General features: G+C 56.1%; 13 protein-coding genes and 2 tRNA genes. 13 read left to right on the top strand and 2 right to left on the bottom strand.

What is annotated here, in order from left to right:
- Positions 1 to 20 precede the first annotated feature (20 nt).
- From B0G52_RS02515 to B0G52_RS02500, 4 genes are all read left to right on the top strand, one after another.
- Positions 21 to 96 (top strand) — tRNA-Ala (locus tag B0G52_RS02515).
- A 9-nt stretch (positions 97 to 105) separates the two neighbouring features.
- A tRNA-Lys gene (locus B0G52_RS02510) sits at positions 106 to 181 on the top strand.
- Positions 182 to 791: 610 nt separating this feature from the next.
- On the top strand, positions 792 to 3,464 hold the full coding sequence (locus B0G52_RS02505) for an FG-GAP-like repeat-containing protein (RefSeq protein WP_094041916.1): 2,673 nt from the start codon (positions 792 to 794) through the stop codon (positions 3,462 to 3,464).
- Positions 3,465 to 3,606: 142 nt separating this feature from the next.
- Positions 3,607 to 5,268 carry a stalk domain-containing protein gene (locus B0G52_RS02500; RefSeq protein ID WP_094041915.1) on the top strand — a complete coding sequence of 554 codons (1,662 nt, stop codon included), beginning with the start codon at positions 3,607 to 3,609 and terminating at the stop codon, positions 5,266 to 5,268.
- A gap of 259 nt (positions 5,269 to 5,527) precedes the next feature.
- On the opposite strand, the gene B0G52_RS02495 is transcribed toward B0G52_RS02500, so the two are convergent.
- Positions 5,528 to 7,831 carry a glycoside hydrolase family 65 protein gene (locus B0G52_RS02495; RefSeq protein WP_094041914.1) on the bottom strand — a complete coding sequence of 768 codons (2,304 nt, stop codon included), beginning with the start codon at positions 7,829 to 7,831 and terminating at the stop codon, positions 5,528 to 5,530.
- A gap of 260 nt (positions 7,832 to 8,091) precedes the next feature.
- Here B0G52_RS02495 and B0G52_RS02490 point away from each other — a divergent pair, with 260 nt between their 5' ends.
- From B0G52_RS02490 to B0G52_RS02460, 7 genes are all read left to right on the top strand, one after another.
- Positions 8,092 to 9,834 (top strand): alpha-1,3-galactosidase-related protein, encoded by a 1,743-nt coding sequence (locus tag B0G52_RS02490; protein ID WP_094041913.1) that lies wholly within the window; start codon positions 8,092 to 8,094, stop codon positions 9,832 to 9,834.
- On the top strand, positions 9,824 to 12,031 hold the full coding sequence (locus B0G52_RS02485) for a hypothetical protein (protein WP_094041912.1): 2,208 nt from the start codon (positions 9,824 to 9,826) through the stop codon (positions 12,029 to 12,031). The genes B0G52_RS02490 and B0G52_RS02485 overlap by 11 nt, the downstream gene beginning before the upstream one ends.
- A 56-nt stretch (positions 12,032 to 12,087) precedes the next feature.
- Positions 12,088 to 13,872, top strand: a complete 1,785-nt coding sequence (locus B0G52_RS02480; protein WP_094041911.1) for a sensor histidine kinase — start codon at positions 12,088 to 12,090, stop codon at positions 13,870 to 13,872.
- Positions 13,869 to 15,074 carry a response regulator gene (locus B0G52_RS02475; protein ID WP_094041910.1) on the top strand — a complete coding sequence of 402 codons (1,206 nt, stop codon included), beginning with the start codon at positions 13,869 to 13,871 and terminating at the stop codon, positions 15,072 to 15,074. Before B0G52_RS02480 ends, B0G52_RS02475 begins: the two co-directional genes overlap by 4 nt.
- 172 nt (positions 15,075 to 15,246) lie before the next feature.
- Positions 15,247 to 16,146 carry an ABC transporter permease gene (locus B0G52_RS02470; protein ID WP_158223547.1) on the top strand — a complete coding sequence of 300 codons (900 nt, stop codon included), beginning with the start codon at positions 15,247 to 15,249 and terminating at the stop codon, positions 16,144 to 16,146.
- A gap of 18 nt (positions 16,147 to 16,164) precedes the next feature.
- On the top strand, positions 16,165 to 17,052 hold the full coding sequence (locus B0G52_RS02465; protein WP_094041908.1) for a carbohydrate ABC transporter permease: 888 nt from the start codon (positions 16,165 to 16,167) through the stop codon (positions 17,050 to 17,052).
- Between the two features lie 72 nt (positions 17,053 to 17,124).
- The gene (locus tag B0G52_RS02460; protein ID WP_094041907.1) at positions 17,125 to 18,849 is read left to right on the top strand and encodes an extracellular solute-binding protein; all 1,725 of its coding nucleotides are present in this window, start codon (positions 17,125 to 17,127) and stop codon (positions 18,847 to 18,849) included.
- 137 nt (positions 18,850 to 18,986) lie between these two features.
- On the opposite strand, the gene B0G52_RS02455 is transcribed toward B0G52_RS02460, so the two are convergent.
- Positions 18,987 to 20,057, bottom strand: coding sequence for a lactonase family protein (locus tag B0G52_RS02455; protein WP_094041906.1), 1,071 nt, complete (start codon positions 20,055 to 20,057; stop codon positions 18,987 to 18,989).
- A gap of 266 nt (positions 20,058 to 20,323) precedes the next feature.
- On the opposite strand from B0G52_RS02455, the gene B0G52_RS02450 reads away from it, so the two are divergent.
- Together B0G52_RS02450 and B0G52_RS02445 are read left to right on the top strand one after the other, a co-directional pair.
- Positions 20,324 to 21,295, top strand: a complete 972-nt coding sequence (locus B0G52_RS02450) for an ATP-binding cassette domain-containing protein (RefSeq protein WP_094041905.1) — start codon at positions 20,324 to 20,326, stop codon at positions 21,293 to 21,295.
- Entirely contained in the window at positions 21,292 to 22,107 is an 816-nt protein-coding gene (locus tag B0G52_RS02445) for an ABC transporter permease (RefSeq protein WP_094041904.1), read from the top strand. The genes B0G52_RS02450 and B0G52_RS02445 overlap by 4 nt, the downstream gene beginning before the upstream one ends.
- The last annotated feature ends 35 nt before the right edge of the window (positions 22,108 to 22,142 follow it).

The following is a 22,142-nucleotide window of genomic DNA, read 5'->3' as shown; positions in this document are numbered from 1 at the left end:
TTTTTGTCGCCAAATGATACGGGCCCTTAGCTCAGCTGGGAGAGCGCTTCGCTGGCAGCGAAGAGGTCAGCGGTTCGATCCCGCTAGGGTCCACCAATATTGCAAGGGTTCTTAGCTCAGTTGGCAGAGCAGGTGACTCTTAATCATCAGGTCCAGGGTTCGAGCCCCTGAGAACCCACCAGCATATTTAAGAACGAAACGGCAGAAATGTCGTTTTTTTTGTTTTAAACTGCTCTTACTCTTCCTCCAGCCATACGCAGTTATTTTGCGTTTGAACGGCTGTTGCTGCGTGGTCGATGGCCATTTTTTCCACCACAACGTTTCTGTGCGTTTCAAATACTTCCGTGAACGCCGATTTTCAAGATTGAAGGCCATGCAGCGACAGGGACCGAGTTCAACCCAGCTTCTCAAACTCAACAACGAAGAGTTGTCCAAAGCCATCACAAGCGGCGACACATATATCCAGATCGGCGTCGCAGTCGGCAATGAGGAATTAAATATTTCAGTATCGCCCATTTTACACGTATGGTATAATGCACCTATCCGTGAGGAATAAACAGGAAAATAGCTGGATTGCTCGAAAGACAGGAAGATTAGCCGCCGGTCGAATGCCGAAAGGACGCGATCGCGCGCTGCCCTTTTTTTTCTGAGTAACGAGACACTGCCTCCGGGGTAGTGTCTTTTTTTGCTTTATCGTAAGAGCCGTTTGCCAATTCGCGAACGGCTTCGAGAGCCGAGGCATTCTAAGGCGGCCTTCCGAAATATTTCTAGTCGTAAAGGAGGTCCTTGCCTTGAATGGACCAGGACAAAAGATTTGGACTTGCCTCTGCTATGCGCTGACCGCCGCGTTGACGCTCTTTCCGCTCGGCGTGCAGGCGGGCTCTCCGATGTTTCAAAGCTTTAACCCGAGCTACTCGTTTACAGGATTCGTTCGCGATGTCGCGTTCGGCGACGTGAACGCGGACGGGAATTCGGACGCCGTGCTGCTGATGAGCGATCGCGTCATCGTCCTGCACGGCAACGGGGACGGGACGTTTCCGTCGACGGCAACTGCCGAATATCCACTTGGTGGAAGCCCGCGCAAAGTGGCGATCGCCGATTTCAATCGGGACGGAATCGGCGATGTCGCGACGACGAACTATTCCGCACATGTCGTTACCGTATTTCTCGGCAGCGGAGACGATCTCGTGCAGCAGCCGGACCTCTATTTAGGAGCCGCAAGCGGGCCGGACGGAATTGTCGCGGCCGATCTGGACGGCGACGGCTTTACGGATCTGGCGGTCGCGGCGAACGACCGGTCCGCTCTTGTCGCCCTGTACGGCAATGGAGACGGAACGTTCGGGGCTCCTGTCTCGTATTCCGTCGGAGCTTATCCGAGCTATCTTACGATCGCGGACTTCAATGGCGATTCCTTGCCGGACGTCGCCGTCTCTAACGACGGGGGCTCCGACATCAGCATCCTGCTGAACGCCGGGGCCGGCGGCGGGAGCCTGTTTCTCGGCGGAGTACGGGTCGGTGCCGGCATCGGGACTCCGGCCGAACTGGTGTCCGGGGATTTCAACGAAGACGGCAACGCGGATTTGGCCGTGGCGGAGAACAGCCCTTCGATGGGCAGCGTTGCCGTGCTTCTGGGCAACGGGGACGGCAGCTTCGAATCGGCCGCCCATTACGGCAACTTGTCCATCTCGTCGGATATCGCGATGGGCGACTTCGACGATGACGGCCACCTGGATCTGGCCGTGATTGTGAACAATCAGACGGAATTTTTATCCGGCGACGGTACCGGCACATTTAGCATCGTGGATGTACTTCCGTTCGGCGGCAACATTAGCGCGGGAGATGCGAACGATGACGGACTGACGGATCTGGCGATTTTCAGCCTCGGTAACGTTCAGTTGCGGATCAGCAAAGCTGAGGGAGAGATGGCGTTCAGCGAAAGCGAATATCTGGTGCCGGAGGATGCCGGCACCGCGTCTGTTACCGTACAGCGTAACGGGGGCTCATATGGACAGACCAAGCTGCGCATTCGGACGGCGGATGGAACGGCAATCGCCGGCGCCGATTATGCGGCAGTGGATGAGACGATCGTCTTCCATCCCGGCGAAACGACGAAGACGTACGCGATTCCGATCTTCGATGACGCCGTCGTCGCTTCGGATCGCTCGTTCAGCGTCGAAATCTCAAATGCTACGAACGGGGCGATATTAGGCGCGGTCACGAGCGCGATCGTTACGATTCAAGAGAACGATGCCTTGTCGACGAATGCGAACTTAGGCGGCCTGGAGCTGAGCAGTTCCGCACTGAGTCCCGCGTTTGCGGCGGCGACGACGAGTTATTCGGCGAGCGTGGCGAACGGGACGGCATCGCTGACGGTGACGCCGACGGCGGTCGATGGCGGCGCAGAGATCGAAGTCGCGGTGAATGGGGGAGCGTATGCGCCCGTCGCCAGCGGAGTTCCCAGCGTTCTGTTGCCGCTGAGGGTCGGCGCCAACGCCATTGATATTCGCGTAACGGCGGAGGACGGCACAACGACGAAGACGTATCGGATCGACGTGACGCGCGCCTCCTCCGGAGGGGGTGGCGGGGGAGGAACGAGCCTGTCCAGCAACAACGCGCTGAAGTCATTTTCCCTGACACTGGCCGACGGGCAAGAGCTCCCGCTCACCCCGACCTTCGACCAAACGGTCCTGCATTACGAGGCCGAGACCGAGGCGGATCGGCTGGAGCTCCGTTTTGACGCCGAGCATTCTTCTTCCACGGTGATCTTGAACGGTCAAGCGGTTAAAGGAGTCGTAACCGTCGAGCTGCAGGAAGGGGAGAACACGCTTGAGCTTACGGTCAAAGCCGAAGACGGTACGACCCGATCGTTTACGTTCCTCGTTCATCGGCGGTCGGCTCAACCGGAGCAACCGCAGCTGCCGCAGCGTCCTTCCTGCACGTTCGCCGATATCTCGGACCATTGGGCAAAAGGACCGATCTGCGAGGCTGCCGCTAAAGGGATCATCGAAGGAGACTCTCTCTCGGCATTCCGTCCCGAGGGACAGGTGACGAGAGTGGAATTCGCGGTTATGCTGGCGCGAGCCCTTGGGCTGTCTCCAGCCGTATCCGCGAACTCCCTGTCGTTCGTCGACGACGGCGACATTCCGGCCTGGGCAAGAGGCTACGTGAGAGCCGCTGTCGAGCGCGGCCTGCTGAACGGGTATACGGACGGAAGCATTCGGCCGAGGCAGGCGATCAACAGAGCCGAAATGGCCGCGATGCTCGCCAAAGCGATGAAATGGGAGCCCGATGAAAGCCGTACCGCGTTCGCGGACGAAGGCGAATGGCCGGCCTGGGCGAAGGACTACGTTCAATCGGCGGTACGTCAGGGGGTATTGGTTGGCCGCCCGGACAACCGGTTTGACCCGTATGCTCCGACGACGAGGGCAGAGGCGGTGACGGCCCTGGTCCGGCTCGACCTCTGAGCTTGAGTTCAAGGACCGGAAAACGTGTGTCCTGGGGATGGACAGGTTGAAGGGGCAAAATTCTGATCAAATCGACGACAGCATCTGCCGATAATGATAGGAGGCATTTTAAGTTCCATCAATTGGCAGGAGGAATTCGGATATGCATAGACAGAACGTACCGACTCGGTTACAAGCGTTAACGCACCGCCTGGCGGCGAAAAGCTTGACTTTCGCGCTTGCTGCGCTTGTTATTTTCGGAGGGGTAGGCGGCGATTTCAGGTCGGCGGCAGCGGCGGCGGACGACGACAGCAAGCAGATCGTGGACGTTGCGCTGGGCAACGGCTTTACGCTGGCAGTTGCCAAGGATGGCACGCTCTGGAGCTGGGGAAGCAACGGGGGCGGAAAGCTTGGCCTTGGCAAATCCGCAGCGTCTGCCTCATCTCCGGTTAAGGTGCAGGGCGTAAATCGTATCGTTGCTGTCTCGGCGGGCGTCAATCATGCAATGGCGCTCAAAGCCGACGGCACCGTATGGACGTGGGGCTTTAACGTGCAAGGCGAATTGGGAGACGGGACGTATACGGAATACGGCGAGCCCGATAGCAGCGGGGCAAGCAGAATCAGCATCGACCGCAGCGGTTACGTTCCGCAGCAAGTGCCTGGCCTGGCCGACATTGTCGGCATCGCGGCGACGAGTGCGGGAGGCACCGCATGGAATGCGGCGGGGGAAATGTGGCAATGGGGGAATGCCAGAGTCTCCGGCACGATCTTGAAGGAACGGCTTTCTCCTCAGAAAAATGATGCCGTAGGATCGGTCGTCTTCGTGTCGGCAGGAAACGGCTTGTTGACGACGGTCGACAAGGACGGTACGGTGTGGACGCAGGGCTGGAACACCTTCGGGCAGCTCGGCGACGGCAAGAGAGACGAGTCGGGCCGCATCGGTACCATCCAAGTAGAGGGAATAGCGAACGTCGAACGGGTAATGACGGACGGAGCGACTGTCCTTGCGTTCCAACGGGACGGCAAGGTGTTCGAGTGGGGCGTCAGTCTGCTGGAGACGAAGGGCTTGAATCGGACGGACCCGGCGCACTACGGCCAAATGCCGCATCATCTGCAGCCAACGGTTACACCTGCGCTGCAAGGCTTCAGCGAAATCCGGAACACGACGAATCTGCTCGTGAAGCCTTCGCTCCTCGGCTTGAAGACGGACGGCACCGTATGGACGTTCGGCGATAATGCCCTCGGCCAGCTCGGCGTCTCCGGCGTTGCCGAGCGTTATTCGTGGGGACAGGTTGCGGGTTTGCCGCAAAGCTCGACCGTGAAGGGCGCCTTCGGCTCGAATCTGGCCGTCGGGAAGGACGGCAGCGTCTGGGCGTGGGGGAGGAACGATTACGGCCAGCTCGGCGACGGCACAACCGTAACGCGGAAGACTCCCGTCGCCATCGGCGGGTTCGGAAGCGTGCCGGTTAAGCCCGATCTTCCGGCGAAGTACAAGCTTGTCGTGAACGGCAAGGAAGTGGCGCTTGCCGCCAGTCCCGTCGTGAAGGGAACGGCCGTGACGCTGTCTCTGGCCGACGCCGCGAAGGCGTTCGGAGCGAAAGTCGCCTACGACAAAAACAAGACGACGGCGACCGTCACACGGGGCAAATCGAAGATCGTGCTGAAGAAGGGAAGCGCTCAAGCGACCGTGAACGGCAAAACCGTCAAACTCGCGTCTGCGGTTCCCGCAACGTGGCTGGTCTCTGCCGATTGGCTGGCGAAGCAGCTCGGCGGAACGGTCAAAGTCGATTCGGCGAAGCTGACGATCTCGGTAACGCTCAAATAACGGGAAGCAGACAAACGGGGTTGTCCCATAAGTAGGGACGTACAAAATTATTGATGAAAAAAAGAAGGCATCTATCTCCTGGAGACTGCCTCATACGGTCCTGAAATCACATTGCAACGGGTTTATCATTCCCATTTCAGGATCGTATAGCAGCGGAAGGAGATAGATGCCCCTAAACATCCATTCATCGATAATTGTTCGGTACGTCTCTTTTATTTATGGGACAGCCCCGTTGCATTTCCGAAAGGTCTTTCAGGCTTTATTGACCGACAAGCTGCTGAAGCTCGAATGTCACGCCGCCCGAGCCGACGCTGCGGGCTTGCCCGTAGATCGTAATGTCGACAGGGCTGCCGGAGACGACCTTGATGGATGCTTGCCGCTTGTCGACTTCGATGAGCAGCTTCGATTCCTTGTACGAGATCGGGAAGCTGTAGCTGTCCCAGCGCGCGGGAATCGTCGGCCGCAGGACGAGATGGTCGCCGTCGGACCGCATGCCGCCGAAGCCGTAGACGATGTTCATCCAAGCGGCGGCGATGGAGGTCGTATGCAGCCCTTCGCGCGTATTGCGGTTGTAGTTGTCCAGATCCAGACGGGTCGCGAATTCGAAAAACCGGTACGCCTCCTCATCCTTCCCGATCTCCGCGGCGAGAATGGAGTGAATGGAAGGGGAGAGCGAGGATTCGTGGATACAGCGCGACTCGTAGTACTCGTAGTTGGCGATCTTCTCGGCCAACGGGTAATCTCCGCTGTACAGGAACATGAACATGAGCACGTCCGGCTGCTTGATCATGTCGTAACGGTACAGGCGGTCGTACGACCAATGCGAATACAGCGGGAATTCCGTAACCGGAATCGAGTGAATATCGAGATGAGGCATATCGAAGAAGCCGTCGTGCTCCTCGTAGATGCCGGTCTCGGGATCCTGCGGAATTTTCATCAGCTCCGCCTTGCGCTTCCAGTCGGCTTGCTCCTCTTCGGTCAGGCCGAGCCGTCCGGCCAACTCATGGAACGCTTCCCCGGCTTCTGCGGACATGCGGGCGATCGTTTCCAGCGTGTACTCGAACAGCTTCTTGGCCATCAGGTTGAGGTAGCAGTTGTTGTTGACCATGAGCTGGAATTCGTCGGGTCCCATGACGCCGAAGTATCCGTACAGGCCGGTCTTCTGCCCCCATTGGCCGCGGGTCGCATAGAAACGGCTGATCTCGATGAGCATCTCCAGCCCTTTCCCGTACAGGAATTCGACGTCGTCCGTAATGTTCACGTAGTGGCGAATGCCGTATGCAACGGCCGTTCCGACATGCAGCTGCAGGTTCGAGTGCTGCCAGAGATCGCAGCTCTCCGTGCCGTCGATCGTCGCGATCGGGTAGAAGGCGCCGGCGCAGTCCAGATCCTTCGCGCGTTCCAGCGCGTGAGGCAAAGATTTGTAACGGAATTCGAGCAGACTCTTGGCGGCTTTCGGATTGTTGAAAATATAGAAAGGCAAGCAATAGGACTCGGTATCCCAGAAGGCGAGCCCTCTGTACGCTTCGCCCGTCAGTCCTTTGGCGCCGATGTTAAAGCCCGGATTGTCGCCGTGGTACGTCTGGTACAAGTTGAAAATGCAGAAGCGGATGCCCTGCTGGTTGTCGGGATCGCCCTCGATGACGATGTCCGACTCCTTCCACACGTTCGCCCAGTATTCCGCCTGCTGCTTCTCCAGCTCCGCATAACTCGCGCCCACGTATGCCTTCGCTTGCCGCAGCCCCAGGCTCCACAGTTGATCGTTCGTCGTCGAGCGATCTTTTTCCGCATAGTTGTAGACGAATTTATCGAAGGTGGACGCTTCGCCTTGCGTCAGCTTGATCGCCACGTCCTGTCCGATGAAGCGGTCGTCCTCGACCGAATCCGCGTGCAGAGCGTTCGGCACGTCGAGCGAGAATCCGGAGTACAGGCGGTTTTTCGTCTGGATCGTCTCGCCGAGCATCGCCGTTACGCCTCCCTCATGGCCGTGACGGACGCTCTGCCAGAAGCAGCGCCCCTGATCCTCATGCACGACGGAGAAATCAAGGCCCGTTCGGACGTCGACCTGTCCGGAGAAGTTAAGCGGCTCGAAGACGATGCGCTGGCAGCCGAGGTTCGATACGTTCATGCTGACGAACCTCTCGAAGGTTAGCCGAAGCTGCTTGCCGTCCGACAAATGCCAGACGAAGCTGCGAACGTACTTGCCCCGCTTGAAGTCGAGCTCCCTTGTGAAATCGCTGAACTTGCTCGTCGCCAGATCGAGCTGTTCGCCGTTTACGCTGATTCTCGCGTACAGCCAGTCTACCGCGCTGACCATGAACCGAAGGAAGCGGATGATGCCTTTGTAATGAGCGGCGACCTTGCTCTCTTCGAATAGTCCGTTAAAATAGCTGCCGATCAACGAGTCCCCGCTGTAGCCTTCCTCCGGATACGCGCGCACCCCCATGTATTCGTTGCCCAGGGAAAATATCGATTCCGAGACGCGGTTCCTGGCCGGGTCAAAGCCTTCCTCGATCACCTTCCACGTGTCCACGACGAGGTACTTATCCGCTACTTTTGCCACTCCGATCCACTCCTTTGTGTGCTTGGGAATCCCATACACTGACAAGATTAGAGGAAACGGAGCGCGGATCGAAGGTTTATCGTTAAGCATTTTATGTGCATTTATACCGAAAATCCATATTTATCGAAGAGACGGCGGCATGCGGCAGCGCTGTCTTTATTTTTACTAATGCGCTTATTAAATTTGTGGAATGCGCGCATTCGCGCTTCTTCCTATAATAGATCCGAGTCGGATAAGGCTATAGAAGGAAGGCGATCAGGTTGAGGTTTAGCATCGGACAATTTCTGCACGATCGGGACAAGGGCGGGGATACGACTTTTGCCGTATATCAAGCATTGAAGCAGTGCAGGGCGGATAACTGCACTGCTTTGTTGTTTCCGAAGTCCACGTACCATTTTTGGCCGGACAAAGCGCTGGAAAGACATGTTTATATTTCGAATCACGACGAGGGAGGTCTTCGGCGGATCGCTTTCCCGATCTTCGATATGCACGATCTTACGATAGACGGGCAAGGATCGGAGTTTATTTTTCACGGGCCGATGATTCCGTTTATGCTGGAGTACGCCGAAAGATTAACCTTAAAGAACCTGACGATAGACTGGGAAAGACCAATGTTCGAACAGGGAGCAGTGGTGGAAGCAGGGGCGGATTTCTTCGATATTCAAATGCCGTCCGATGTAGATTATCGGTTTATCCGGGATCGGCTTGTTTTTGCTTTCGGGCATCGGCAAGAGGAGGTATGGGGGTTCGACGAAATCGATCCGGCAACGCGCGCGCACGCGTATCAGAGCGGCGATCGGATCAGTTGGGATGCCTTCAAGGAATTAAAGCTAAGCGAAATCGGGCCGGGGCGAATCCGTGCGGAGGGACCTTTGCGTCATAGGCCAACCGTGGGCAACGTCCTTGCGATGCGGTTCGGGAGAAGAGAAAATCCCGGAATTATGCTGAAAGATTGCTCTTCGACGCGGATTGAGCGGGTCGCGATTCATCATGCGCCGGGGATGGGGCTGGTTGCGCAGCGTTGTACGGATATTCGGCTGCATGCCTTCGACGTCAAGCTTAGGGCCGGAACGAATCGCCTCGTGACGGCAACGGCGGACGCGACCCATTTCGCGAATTGCCGCGGCTTGATCGAGCTGTCGCACTGCCTCTTCGAAAATCAACTGGATGATCCTTGCAATGTCCACGGCATCTACGGACAGATTACGGAATTGATCTCGGAGGATACGGTGTTGGTCAAGCTTGTCCACGAGATGCAGAAAGGCGTGGAAATCGTCGCGGCCGGCGATGCGATCCGGTTCGCGCGCCATGATTCCCTGATCGGCTATGCGAAGGCGCGCGCAAGGAAGACGGAACGGATCAGCGGGGATTATTTCCTCCTCTCCCTCGACGATCTTCCTGACGGGTTAAAAGTCGGCGACGTCATTGAAAATATGACCTGGATTCCCGATCTCGAGGTTCGCCATTGCGAGGTCAGAGCGAATCGGGCGAGGGGATTTCTGATCACGACTGCCGGAGAGGTGCTGCTGGAAAACAATACGATCAGCGCGCCGGGCGCCGGAATCAAAATTTCGGGAGACGCGAATTCATGGTATGAATCGGGAGCGGTGCGGGACGTGACGATTCGCGGCAATACGTTTCTGGACTGCAACTACTGCTGCCCGGATTGGGGACGGGCCGTGATCGACATCGATCCGGAGATCGAAAATCCGGAAGCCGGCGAGGAATATTACCATCGCAACATTCGCATCGAGAACAACGAATTTCGCACGTTCGATACGGGGCTCGTACACGGGCATTCCATTGACGGTTTTATTTTCAGAAACAACAAAATTAGCGCGAGCGGCAGCTATCCCCGGCATCATTTTATGAAACGCGCGATCGAGCTTAGAAAAGTCCGGAATGTTCGGATTACCGGCAATGAGGCGAAGGACGGGCCTCTAAGCATGAGGATAAACGGGCAAAGCCTGCTGGAAGGGGATGCAATCGAAGATGAACTCTAAAAGCATACGAGCGAGCATTGCCGGAGGCGAAGATTGCTGGGTGCTGGAGAACGGCGTCATGAAGGCCGTCTTGACGTTCGAGAACGGTTCGATCCGTCTAACGAGTCTGGTCAACACTCTCGTTAACGCCGAATACGTCCAGCCGGGAGATCCCGGATATCTGTTTTATTTTCGTTACGACGGCACGGACGTGTATTCGAACGACGGCTTCTGGACCGTGAAGGAAGCAACCGAGCGCAGCATCGATCTGTACGACCGAACCTGGGGCAGAGAGCTCCTCTTGACTGTGGCGAGAACGCAAGGGCGCCGCATGCAGATCAAAGTCTCGATGCAAATGTACGACGAAGATGCGGGAATGCGCGTGCAATACTGGATTACGAATTTGGAAGACGACTGCAAACGAATCGACCATTCCGATCTGACGGGATGGAAGCTGATCAAGCGCGCATGCGACATTCATTACGCGGAAAACAGCTTGTCCTGGAACCAAACGAGAGACCGGCTCCGCGGGGGCAAACGAAACGCGGTTGTCGTCTACGATACGGGAGACGGCTGGGTGCTGACGCCGGAAAGCAATTACAGCACCTCCCTGGAACCGGGAGCCTATCAAGGCACTTCCGAGCATCCGTTCCTGAACATCGACTTGTGGCCGGACGGCGAGAGCGTTAAAGTGTCTACCGATTCCGTCGCCGTACAGGCCGTCATTCGCCCCAAAGAGGAGCTCGAATACTTCGCCGTAAACGTCGAGGTGTTCCGGGGAGACGCGTGGGACGGGCGTCTCGCCGCGGCCAAACACTTGCGTCAAAGATACAAGTTCCGCGACCCGTCCACAATCCTGAGCGTGAACGACTGGTTTTTCCGGGATCGGCGCACGGAATCGTATTATCGGAACTCGCTCGTCCCCGCATTGGTCGAAATGGGCTTCGACAAGCTTCTCATCGACGACTTATGGAATACCCCGACCCGAGACGACGTCGAGGTCGAGCCGAGCTTTACGGAAGACCTTCCCGCGCTTGCCGCATGGATTCGGGAACAAGGTCTGGGAATCGGTTATTGGTTCGCGTTGACGGGCGACGAATGGGGACTCGGCAGGGATTTGGCCGATTCCGCGCAGATCGAATTCAAGAGATGGCAAGTCGAGGAGGTGCTGATTAAGCGCTATTTAAGCAGTTGGCAACAGATAGATCTGGGAGAGCTGTGGCTGTCGGACGCGCCCACGGAATACAGCGATCCATCGGATTCGGTCTATCGCAAATGGCTCGGAGTCAGGGCTTTCATGAACCGAATCTCGCACGATTACCCGGAGTTCGTGATGCAAACGACTTGCGAATTGGAAAATCCGATCGTAACGGACCAGTCTATCGGTCTGATGCATCTGGCGGACAACGGGATCGCAGGGCTGTTCTGGGGCGGAATCCGCGCGTATCAGTCGGAGAACAAAGATTACGATCATTACCATCCGATCCGGAATTTGTTCGGTTATTTCGGTTTATTTCCTTCCGAGGGCATGTTGGATTTCTGGAATACGCAAACTTGGAGAGGAACGGTCGCCCAGTTCTACTCGTTCCTGGCGGCCAGGCATGTTAGCCTTTACGACGATCCGTGCGGATTCGAAGCTTCGGCGCGCGCCGTCTTGAAGCGATTCAACGAATGGCGCGGCAACGGAAGAATCCGAGCGTTGCTGAACGAAATCGCGCTTCCCGTTCCATGCGACGGAGAGGAGGGCGGCGGCATCCTGCCCTGGATGTTCCGAAGCCGCGACGGATCGCAGGCGCTGCTGATCGTTCTGGATGAACGAACCGCCGGCTTCCCGGGCTTGCGGATTCCGATCAGATGGTTAGGCGATGCGGATGCCTACTTGGTGCAGGACGTAACCTTGGGCGACGACGGCGCATTTCAATACGGTTTTATCGGCTTGTTCGAGGGGGCGGTCTTGCGATCCCGTGGACTGGAAGTCGATGACCGAATCCGTCATGCCGGCGTGAGAGCCTATTGGATTCAGAGGAGGAACGATAAGCCCAAGCAAGTCATCTATGCGGATGACCGCGTACAGGCTTACGAAGAAGAGATGCGCGGGGGCGGTCTGCGGATTTCCTACGAAAGCGGGGCCGGAGGCAGGGTGTTCGTGTACGACGAAGCGAACTGCGCCGCCATTGAAATTAGCTTGGGCGAAGGCAAAGGGACTTTGATTCTCTAAGTTTGCCCAAAGGCGCAGGCGTCGGTATACAATAGAGCTGAAGGAGGTACTGACGCATGCGCCGCAGGGGGAGATTTGCATTTAAGCTGAAGACGAAGCTGATCCTGCTCTACTTTCTAACGATTTTCATACCGTTGGTGGCGATAGGTCAAATTCTATTGTCGGTGTCCGGGAGCAAGATTATCGAACAGACGACGAATATTACGAAGGAAAGTTCCCGACAGACGGCGACGAATATCCAGATCTTGTTGAACGAATACATGGATATCGTCAATCGACTCAGTTTCGATCAGACGTTGAACAATTACTTGAATCCGGATCGGATATACGAGGACGAGTTGGAGAGCATCGATGCCTACTCTCTTTATTTGAAACCCGTTACCTTTTATGACTTTAACTACAAAGATACATCCGCCCAGTTGCGCATTTATTTTTTGAACACCACATTGCTCCAGGATCTGGAAACCTTTATTTTCGCCGATTCGGACATCCGGGAGACGGAAGTGTTCCGGAACGCCGTTGCCGGTAACGGAGAGCCCGTGTGGGGGATCAAAGACAAATTCATCTATGTGTCGAGGAGCATATTCAACAGGAACGGGGAGTTGTCGGCGGTCATCTCGGTTCAGGTGCTGGAAAATCGGCTGCACACGTTGATTATGGAGCGCGGCGAGAACAGGAGCTTCATTACCGATTCCGAAGGCCGCGTCGTTACGGCCAATACGGCGGATTACGACGAGCTCGCGACGGATGTCCGGCTATTCTCTCGACCCGAAACGGAGAACGCCTTCGATATTAAAGACCAAGCTACGGGCAGATCGTATAAAGTGCTCGCGGAGAAAATCGGGGACGGAAAATCGTACCCGGATTGGCGGTTGTATACGCTTATTCCCCTCGATCGACTCATTGACGAGGAGCGGCAAATCCGAAATGCGGGGCTGCTCGTCATCGCGGCCGGATTGCTGCTCTCGTTCGGGATTTCCATGCTGTCGCTGGATCGGATCACTTCGAGGATCAAAGCGTTGGTGAAGCAGATGCAGGTCGTCAAAACCGGGAATTTGTCCAAACTGGAGGACAGAGGTTCCACGGACGAGGTCGGGGCGCTGACCAAAAGCTTTAACGCGATGATCGAGAGCCTGCAGCAGTCGCATTATGAAAATTACGAAGTGAATCTCAAGCTGAAGGACATTACGATCAAGAAGCAGGAAGCGGAATTGTATGCGCTGCAAAGTCAGATCAATCCGCATTTTCTGTTCAATACGCTGGAATCAATCCGCATGGGTCTGCATAACAAAGGGGATGCCGAGACTTCGGTAATCGTGCTGAACCTGGCGAAGCTGTTCCGCAGCATGCTGGACTGGCAGGGCGAGTTTATTACGCTGGGCGAAGAGATAGAGTTGGCCAATAAGTATTTAAGCATCCAGAAGTATCGGTTTGCGGACAGGCTTAATTATGTTACATCGTTGCCGGAACAGTTGAATAAAGCATTGATTCCGAAGCTGACCTTGCAGCCGATCGTCGAGAATGCGGTCGTGCATGGAATTGAAGCAATATCCAGGGACGGGTGGGTCGAGGTTGCCGTAACCGACGAAGGCTTCGGAGCGATGGAAATTACCATTGCAGACAATGGCGCCGGAATTGCCGAGGAGAAGCTTCTCCGAATTCAGGAGGAGCTGCTCTCGCAGGATATGAAGAAGAGCGGCAGCATCGGTTTGAAAAACGTTCAAGACCGGTTGGTGCTGCATTTCGGCGAACGGTACGGAATCCGGATCGAGAGTGATCCCGGCGGAACTCGCGTCAAGGTAACGCTTCCGATCATTTATGATGCCAAAGGAATGAGGTGATCGAACTGTTCAAAGCTATAATCGTCGATGACGAACCGCAAATTCGCAAAGGATTGCGAACGATTATTTCCTGGGAGGCTGCGGGCTTTGCCCTTGTGGGCGAAGCCGCGGACGGAGAAGAAGCGTTAAGCTTGATACAGCGGGAACCGCCGGATCTTGTCGTCACGGATGTGAAAATGCCGCGAAAAGACGGCATCGAGCTGTCCAAGCTCATCCGCGAACGGTATCCGGACACCGTCGTCCTGATCTTAAGCGGCTACAATCAGTTCTCTTACGCGAAGGAAGCAATGAAGCACGGCGTCGTCGATTATCTTTTGAAGCCGGTCGATCCGGTCGAACTTGCGAGCGCGCTGGGCGAGCTTCGGGAGAAGCTGGCGAGTTCCGTTCGGCACAAGCTGGAAAGCGCGAAGGCTGCGAAGACGATGAGAACCGCCTTGCTCGGCAAGTGGGTTCGCGGCGAATCGTCTTCCAAGCATTACGGTGAGGCTGCGGCTTTAGGGGTCGACGTGCGTAGCGAGGCCCATTATCGCATGATCGTTTTCTCTCTCGACCGATACGATGAAATCGTGGCCGTTTCGGGGGACGAGATCGCTCTCAAGAGGTTTGCGATCGAGAACGTCGTTGAGGAGCTGCTCGGGGATCAAGGCTATTTGTTCGAAATTTCGGACCGATATTACGGATGTTTGGTGGCCGAACGGGAAGAGGGCTATGACGGGGATCGCGGTGTCTGCCGGCTGGCGGAGCAGATTCCGGATACGATTCATCGCTGCTTGAAAGAGACGGTTACTCTCGGAGTCGGTTCGGTTGTCCAGGGCATCGAACAGATTCAGGAATCGTACGTCACCGCCCTCAAGATGATGGATACCGGCAAGAACGCTTCGACCGACACGGAAAACAGAATTCGGGCCGCTATCGACTATGTCGGATTTCATTACATGAATGACCTGAATCTCAAGGAAATGTCCAGGTTGTTTCATTATAACGCGGTCTACTTCGGCCAATTGTTCAGGAAGGAGACCGGATTATACTTTAACGACTACATGAATCAAGTCCGCATCGAGCAAGCCTGCAAGCTGTTGGAGCAGACCGACTTTACCGCAGCCGAAATTTCGGAGAAGGTCGGGTATAAGTACGTCGATCATTTTTACCGTCATTTCAAGCAATTAAAGGGGTTGACTCCGGGCAAGTATCGGGAAACCTGAACACAGCGAATGTACAAACTTCTCCGCGGCCGCAGTGCCTGCGGGGAAGTTTTTTTTGTCTATAATTTATCCAATGCCTATCTATATTGCGTGGAATGTTTCGCGACGCGATCGATCTTATAATTTTGTTATGAGATGGAGTCGCCCGCCGCGGCGAGGAAAGGAAATTCGAATGGCCAGAAAACACTACACGCCCTACCTGCTGATGACCGTCCCTTTCTTCATTCTGATTCTGTTGTTTAACTTCGTTCCCTTATGGGGATGGGTGCTCGCATTCGTGGATTATACGCCGGGCAGAAGCATAGCCGACTCTCCGTTTGCCGGACTGAAGTATTTCCGGCAGCTGTTCGACAAGACTTCGGACTTCGGATTAGTGCTGCGCAATACGGTTGTGCTTAGCTTTCTGCAGCTGCTGTTGACCCCTCTGCCGGTAGCATTGGCCATTATGATTACGAACGTGCGCAAACGATGGTACTCCAGAGTTATCCAGACCGTGACCTCGTTTCCTCACTTTACGTCCTGGATTATCGTCTACTCGGTGTTCTTCGCTTTTTTCTCCATCGACGACGGGGCGCTGAACAAGCTGCTGTACAGCACGCTTCATTGGCTCGACGAGCCTTCCAATATTTTGGCCGAACCGAAATATTCGTGGTGGTTGATGACTTTCGCCACGCTATGGAAGACGGCCGGATGGACGGCCATCATCTTCATCGCGGCCATAGCCGGCATCGATCAGGAGCAATATCAGGCGGCGGAAGTAGACGGCGCCAATCGATGGCAGCAAGCGATCCACATTACCGTTCCGGGCATTATGCCGACATTCATCATTCTTCTGCTGATCAATATCGGCAATATGCTGAACATCGGGTTCGACCAATACTATGTCTTTCATAACGCGTTGGTCCATGAGAGGATCGAGGTTATCGATACGTACACTTATCGAATCGGAATTACGCAACTGAACTTTTCCTATGCGACCGCCGCGGGAATGTTCAAGTCCTTCGTCAGCGTGGCCCTGCTGTTCGCAGCGAACCGCTTCTCCAGAATGACGACCGGACATTCCATCATGTAAGAAAGGAGAGTAACCGTTATGAAGAGTATTCGGCTGGCACCCAAGGAGAAGGCGTTCGATCTGCTGAATCTGATCGTTCTGACTTTATTCGGAATCGTGACGCTGTATCCGTTCTATTATATCTTCATCTATTCCATCAGCGATCCGACGGAGGCTTTAAGGGGAGTTTATTTGTTGCCGCGGGGATTCAGTCTGGACAATTACCGGCAGCTGTTCCAGGAACAGAATATTTTGTGGGCGTTCTTCATCTCCGTATCGAGGACCGTGCTCGGGACGATCGCAACGCTCATCGGCTGCACGATATTTTCGTACGGCATCAGCAAGCCGTTCCTGCCGTTCCGCAAGTGGATGTACGGGGCGGTCATCGTGACGATGTACATCAGTCCGGGGATCATTCCGGTATACTTGACCATGAAAACCTACGGCTTATACAATAACTTCCTGGTTTACATCCTGCCGGGCGTTGTCGTTGCCTTCTTCGTGATTCTGATCAAAACGTATATGGAGGATATCCCCAAGGAGATGGAGGAGTCCGCCATGGTCGACGGGGCGAGCGCGTACACCATATTGTGGAAGGTGATTCTGCCGTTATGCATGCCCGTTCTAGCCACGGTGGCCATCTTTAACGCCGTCAATCAATGGAACACTTGGGTGGACAACCTGTATTTGGCTCCCAAGCCGGAGCTGCAGACGCTTCAACTTCTGCTCTATACCTATGTCAATCAACAAAATGCGGCATTATCGATGGTGACCAGCGCGAGCATGTCGCAGCATGCGGTCGTTCTGACGCCGACTTCGGTGCAGATGACGATTACGTTCGTGGCGACGCTGCCTATTCTGCTGGTCTATCCCTTTATGCAAAGATTTTTTCTGAAAGGCATTATGCTCGGCGCGGTAAAAGGCTGATTCTCGAATCGGCAGCGGCGGTATCTCGGGGCGCAAGTCCCTGATATATAGACGATAATTAGGAGGGTTCATATGAAAAGGAGCTTGCTATCGATGCTCGCGCTCGTTCTGTTGACAGGACTCGCGCTCGGCTGCAGCGGCAAAGTGAACGAAGGAGGGAGCGAGGGCTCGAACCGTCCGAGCGCTTCCTCGAACGAAGCGGGGGAACCCGTCACCTTAACGATATTCGGGGGACTGGTCAACAACGGGGCTCTTCAGGGGCCGTTCCAGAACGATGACGTGATGGCGGAGCTGGAGAAACGGACGAACGTGAAATTGGATTTCACGCCGACGTTAAACGTGACGGACGCCTCTCAGAAGCTCGCCGTCATGCTGGCTGGGAAGGATCTGCCCGATATCGTCGTCTTCAACGCGCTTACCGATCGCGATAAGGTGTACAATTCCGGTCAGGCGATGCCGCTCGACGATTTGGTGGCGCAATATGGGCAGGACATCCAGAAGAACGCGGGAGAAGCCCTGGCGTTGTACAAGCAGATGAACTCGGACGAGTCGCACAGCCTGTACTACTTGCCCGGCAAGGTCGGCGGGGACGACTACTCGCCGCTAGTCAACCAGAACGCCTGGAACTTGCGGTGGGATCTGTACAAGCAGTTGAACCATCCTAAGCTGGACACGCTGGACGACTTGCTTGATGTGCTTGAGGACATGATGAAGCTGGAACCGGTCAACAAATTCGACAAAAAGAATTACGGATTGGGCTTGAATTTATCGGACGACTGGGGCCACTTAATGATCGACAAGGCCACTGCCAATATGCGCGGAATGGTCCAAGCCAACTACAATGATTGGTACTATGACATGAGCAAGCAGCAAATCGTGCCGCGCGTCTCCGACCCCGAAGGGATTTTCTGGGAGTCGATGAAGTTTTATAACAAAGCGTATCAGAGAGGCATTCTCGATCCGGAATCGGCTACATTGAAGTTTAACGCGATATCCGAGAAATACAAGACGGGCAGATATTTCGCCGCTACCGCCTATTGGTCGCTGGCGGGCGCGGACAACCAGTTTATTGCCGACGGACAATCCGAGAAGGGCTTCGCGCCTTTCCTGGTCGATCACAACGAAGAGAACATCTACATCGTTCAGGCGTTCGCCAGCGGCGACCAATACCAGATGTTCATTCCCAAGAGCAGCAAAAATCCGGAAGCGGCCATGAAATTCATTAATTACTTGTACACCTACGAGGGAGCCAAGCTGTTGCAAAACGGCGTGGAAGGAAAACAGTACGATGTGGCGGACGGCGTACCTTTATTGAAGGATTCCGAAATCGAAGCCATCCAGAACGATCCGAACCATTACCTGAAGACGGGAGTCGGCAAGTATATTCACCTGGCGCGCTTTACGCCTCACGAGGATCCGCAAGGCGATCCCGTCAACTTTACGAATGTTCCGGAGACGTTGAAGAAGATGGCGCTTCCCGTGCAGCTGGATTTTATGGAGCACTACGGATACGATTCGGTTAACGAAGCGTTCACGAACATTCCGAATTACAAATTCGATACGTCTCTCATGAGCGCGGTCAACCCGGAGGCAGGCTCCGACATTCAGGCGAAGAAGGAGCAGCTGGATGCTTATCTGGTTGCCAATATCGCCAAAATCATTTACCAGAAGACGGATGACGCTTACGAGAAGGCCAAGCAGGACTTCCTGGACGCATACTCTTCCAAAGGCGCGGCCGAAGTGTTCGACTACTACAAGAAAACCTATGACGAGTTGGTCGCGAGTCTGGAACCGTAAAGAAATCCGGAGAAAATAAACCTGACGCAGTCCTTGATGACTTGCGCTTGCCCACAACTTGCTAAAGAAAGCTACAGTAGACTGAAATCGAGAAATGGCGACATAGGGAGGTCATCCCTATGTCGCCATTTCTTCTATCAATATTGCGCGAAGCGCACGCAGACCGGCTTGGACGCTTCGAGCTCGATGCCGGCCGGCTGAAGCTTGCCGCTCTCGGCGTCGCGGGCGAACGTCACGATATGGTTGCCGTCGCGATTGGCGACGAGCACGAACCGTCCGTCCGGAGAGACGGCGAAGTTGCGCGGGTGACCGCCGAGCGTCGGCGCGTGCTCGACCAGCGTCAAGCTGCCGTCCGCGGCATCGACTTGGTATACCGCGATGCTGTCGTGCCCGCGGTTGGAGCCGTACAGGAATCGGCCGTCGGGGGACAGGTGGATGTCCGCGCAGGCGTTGTCTCCCTCGTAGCCGTCAGGCAGCGTGGAGATCGTCTGCGCAACGCTCAGCGTCCCCGCATCTGCGTCGAACGCGTAGACGGTGATCGTGCCGTTCAGCTCGTTAATGCCGTAGCCGTAAGGCAGCTCGGGATGGAAGACGAAGTGGCGCGGGCCAGAGCCCGGGGCGACGCTTGTCTCGCTGCGAAGGGATAACGATTCGCCGGCGGCATCGATCTCGTAGACGAACACCTTGTCCAGCCCGAGGTCGGAGACGACGGCGTAACGATTGTTCCGGTCGACGACGGCCGAATGGACTCTCGCTTGGGATTGCACCGGCAGCGCGCTTGAGCCTTCATGCCGATGAACTTGGACCGCCGGACCGATGCGGCCGTCGTCGAGAATGGGCGAGACGCCGAGCAGGCCGCCATGATAGCTTGACGTGATCGCGAGGCGCCGCGTGCGATCCAGCTCGATATGACACGTCGTCGCGGGAGTCGTCGCTTCCACGTTCAGCCGCTGCAGCTTCCCCGCCTCCGGATCGAATCGGTACGAGGCGGCGGCGCCCACTCGGCGGCCTTCCTCGTCCTTGCTCTCGGTAATGGCGTAGATCGTCTTCCTCTCTTCGTCCGGAACGAGGAACGTCGGATTGGGCAGGCCGTCCGCCCGGTCGAGCAGCGTTAACCGGCCGGTCCGCTCGTCGTAGGAGCAGGCGTACAGGCCAGGGCTGCTCTCTTCCGCATAAGAGCCGATAAAGGCAAACGTTCGGGTTGTCATTCGGTAAATCGCCTCCTGAATACTAGTCGCTCTAAAATTGAATTGTATCACGATTCTCCCGGCGACGCATGACAATCTCCCTTCTTCGGAACGACGCCGGCCTCATTCCCGGGAATGAATTCAAACCGTTCTTCGGCAGGTTTAACGGCGGCCCCTCTCTTCTTACAATAGAAAAAGAAACCGGCCAGAGCGACGGAACCGTTCATACTCAGTTCATAAACGTGAGTTATTTTTCTAAGTGTTGAGCCATTAAGGGAGGAATTACGATGTATAAAAACAACGAATGGGCCGTCGAAGCGCACGGGCTTGTCAAAGTGTTCGGCGATAATCGGGCGGTAGACGGAGTGGACTTGAAGGTGCGGGCAGGTTCGATATACGGCGTGCTCGGCCCGAACGGAGCGGGCAAGACGACGACGATCCGGATGCTGGCGACGCTGCTGCGGCCGGATGCCGGTTCGGCGCGCGTCTTCGGCTACGACGCGGTCAAGGAATCGCAGATCGTCCGCCAGTTGATCGGGGTGACGGGGCAATACGCCTCGGTGGACGAATCGCTCAGCGCGACCGAAAATTTGGTGATCTTCTCCCGGCTGCTCGGGCTGGGAAGGGCGGAGGCGAAAGCCAAGGCGGAGGAGCTGCTGGAGGAATTCGGCTTGACGGAAGCGGCGAAGCGTCCGCTCAAGAACTTCTCCGGCGGGATGCGCCGCCGTCTGGACCTCGCGGCGAGCCTGATCGCCCAGCCGCCGCTCATCTTCCTCGACGAACCGACGACCGGTCTGGACCCCCGCACCCGCGCGCAGATGTGGGAGACGATCCGCAGGCTGGTGAAGACGGGCTCCACCGTTCTGCTGACGACGCAGTATCTCGACGAAGCGGACCAGTTGGCCGACCGGATCGCGGTCATCGACCGCGGCCGCGTCGTCGCCGAGGGAACCGTGGACGAATTGAAGACGTCCGTAGGAACCTCGTCGCTGCATTTGCGAGTGGAGCAGGCGTCGGACGTTCCGGAAACTCGCCGCACAATCGAGCAGGTGCTCCATGCCGTATCCGGCGTATCGTCGGAAGCCGGCGTCATTACCGCGCCGATGGCGAATGCGGATCTGGTGACGGATTTGCTCGTCGCGCTCCGCGCGAAAGGCATTCGTCTGGCCGAGATGAGCGTGCAGAAGCCGACGCTTGACGAGGTTTTCCTCACGATTACAGGCGAAGGCGCCAAGAACAAAGAGGAGGCAAGCGCATGAGAACCGCATCCGTCAAAGCGGGAGTCGCCCGCCAATTGAAAAACCATACGAGCTTCGGGCAGTCGCTGCGCCATTCGTTAACGATGGCTTACCGGGGGCTGCTGAAAATCCGGCGCACGCCGGAGCAGCTGTTCGACGTTACGCTGCAGCCGATTTTGTTCACGCTGATGTTTACTTACATTTTCGGCGGGGCGATCTCCGGCGACGTCGTCAGCTACTTGCCCGTCATTATTCCGGGCATCCTCGTTCAGACCGTCATTACGACCTCGATCGTGACCGGCGTGCAATTGCGCGAGGATATGGACAAAGGCGTGTTCGACCGGTTCAAGTCGCTGCCGATCGCGCGAATCGCGCCGCTGGCCGGGGCTTTGCTGGCCGACACAATCCGCTATACGATCGCCACCGTGCTTACCTTTACCATGGGCTATTTGATGGGCTATCGTCCGGACGGAGGCCTGGAGCATGTCGCCCTTGCGGCGGTGCTGGTCATTTTCTGCTCGTGGGCGATCAGCTGGATTTTCGCTTTCTTCGGCGTCATCGCCCGCACCGCCTCGAGCGTGCAGGGGATTTCAATGATCGTGCTGTTCCCGCTCACGTTTCTGTCCAACGCCTTCGTGCCGGTAGAGACGATGCCGAAGTGGCTGCAATGGTTCGTCAACATCAATCCGGTCTCGCATCTCGTAACGGCTGTCCGCGAGCTGGCCAACTCCGGAACGGCAGGCTGGGATCTCGGCATTTCCCTGCTCGGGGCCGCCGTCATCGTGGCGATCTTCGCTCCGATCACGGTGCGGGCGTATATGCGCCGGACGTAACGGAGCCCCGGAGCGATTGGGAACAGATGGCATTA

It is taken from the genome of Cohnella sp. SGD-V74, assembly GCF_003001675.1.
Classification (GTDB): Bacteria; Bacillota; Bacilli; order Paenibacillales; family Paenibacillaceae; genus Cohnella.
The sequence above is the reverse complement of the archived record's forward strand: the minus strand, read 5'-3'. Positions and strand labels throughout refer to the sequence as shown.

Excerpts from the sequence above, each read along its gene's own strand:
- B0G52_RS02500 (WP_094041915.1), top strand. The coding sequence starts at position 3,607 with ATGCATAGACAGAACGTACCGACTCGGTTACAAGCGTTAACGCACCGC.
- B0G52_RS02485 (WP_094041912.1), top strand. The coding sequence starts at position 9,824 with ATGAACTCTAAAAGCATACGAGCGAGCATTGCCGGAGGCGAAGATTGC.
- B0G52_RS02480 (WP_094041911.1), top strand. The coding sequence starts at position 12,088 with ATGCGCCGCAGGGGGAGATTTGCATTTAAGCTGAAGACGAAGCTGATC.
- B0G52_RS02470 (WP_158223547.1), top strand. The coding sequence starts at position 15,247 with ATGGCCAGAAAACACTACACGCCCTACCTGCTGATGACCGTCCCTTTC.
- B0G52_RS02465 (WP_094041908.1), top strand. The coding sequence starts at position 16,165 with ATGAAGAGTATTCGGCTGGCACCCAAGGAGAAGGCGTTCGATCTGCTG.
- B0G52_RS02460 (WP_094041907.1), top strand. The coding sequence starts at position 17,125 with ATGAAAAGGAGCTTGCTATCGATGCTCGCGCTCGTTCTGTTGACAGGA.
- B0G52_RS02455 (WP_094041906.1), bottom strand. The coding sequence starts at position 20,057 with ATGACAACCCGAACGTTTGCCTTTATCGGCTCTTATGCGGAAGAGAGC.
- B0G52_RS02450 (WP_094041905.1), top strand. The coding sequence starts at position 20,324 with ATGTATAAAAACAACGAATGGGCCGTCGAAGCGCACGGGCTTGTCAAA.
- B0G52_RS02445 (WP_094041904.1), top strand. The coding sequence starts at position 21,292 with ATGAGAACCGCATCCGTCAAAGCGGGAGTCGCCCGCCAATTGAAAAAC.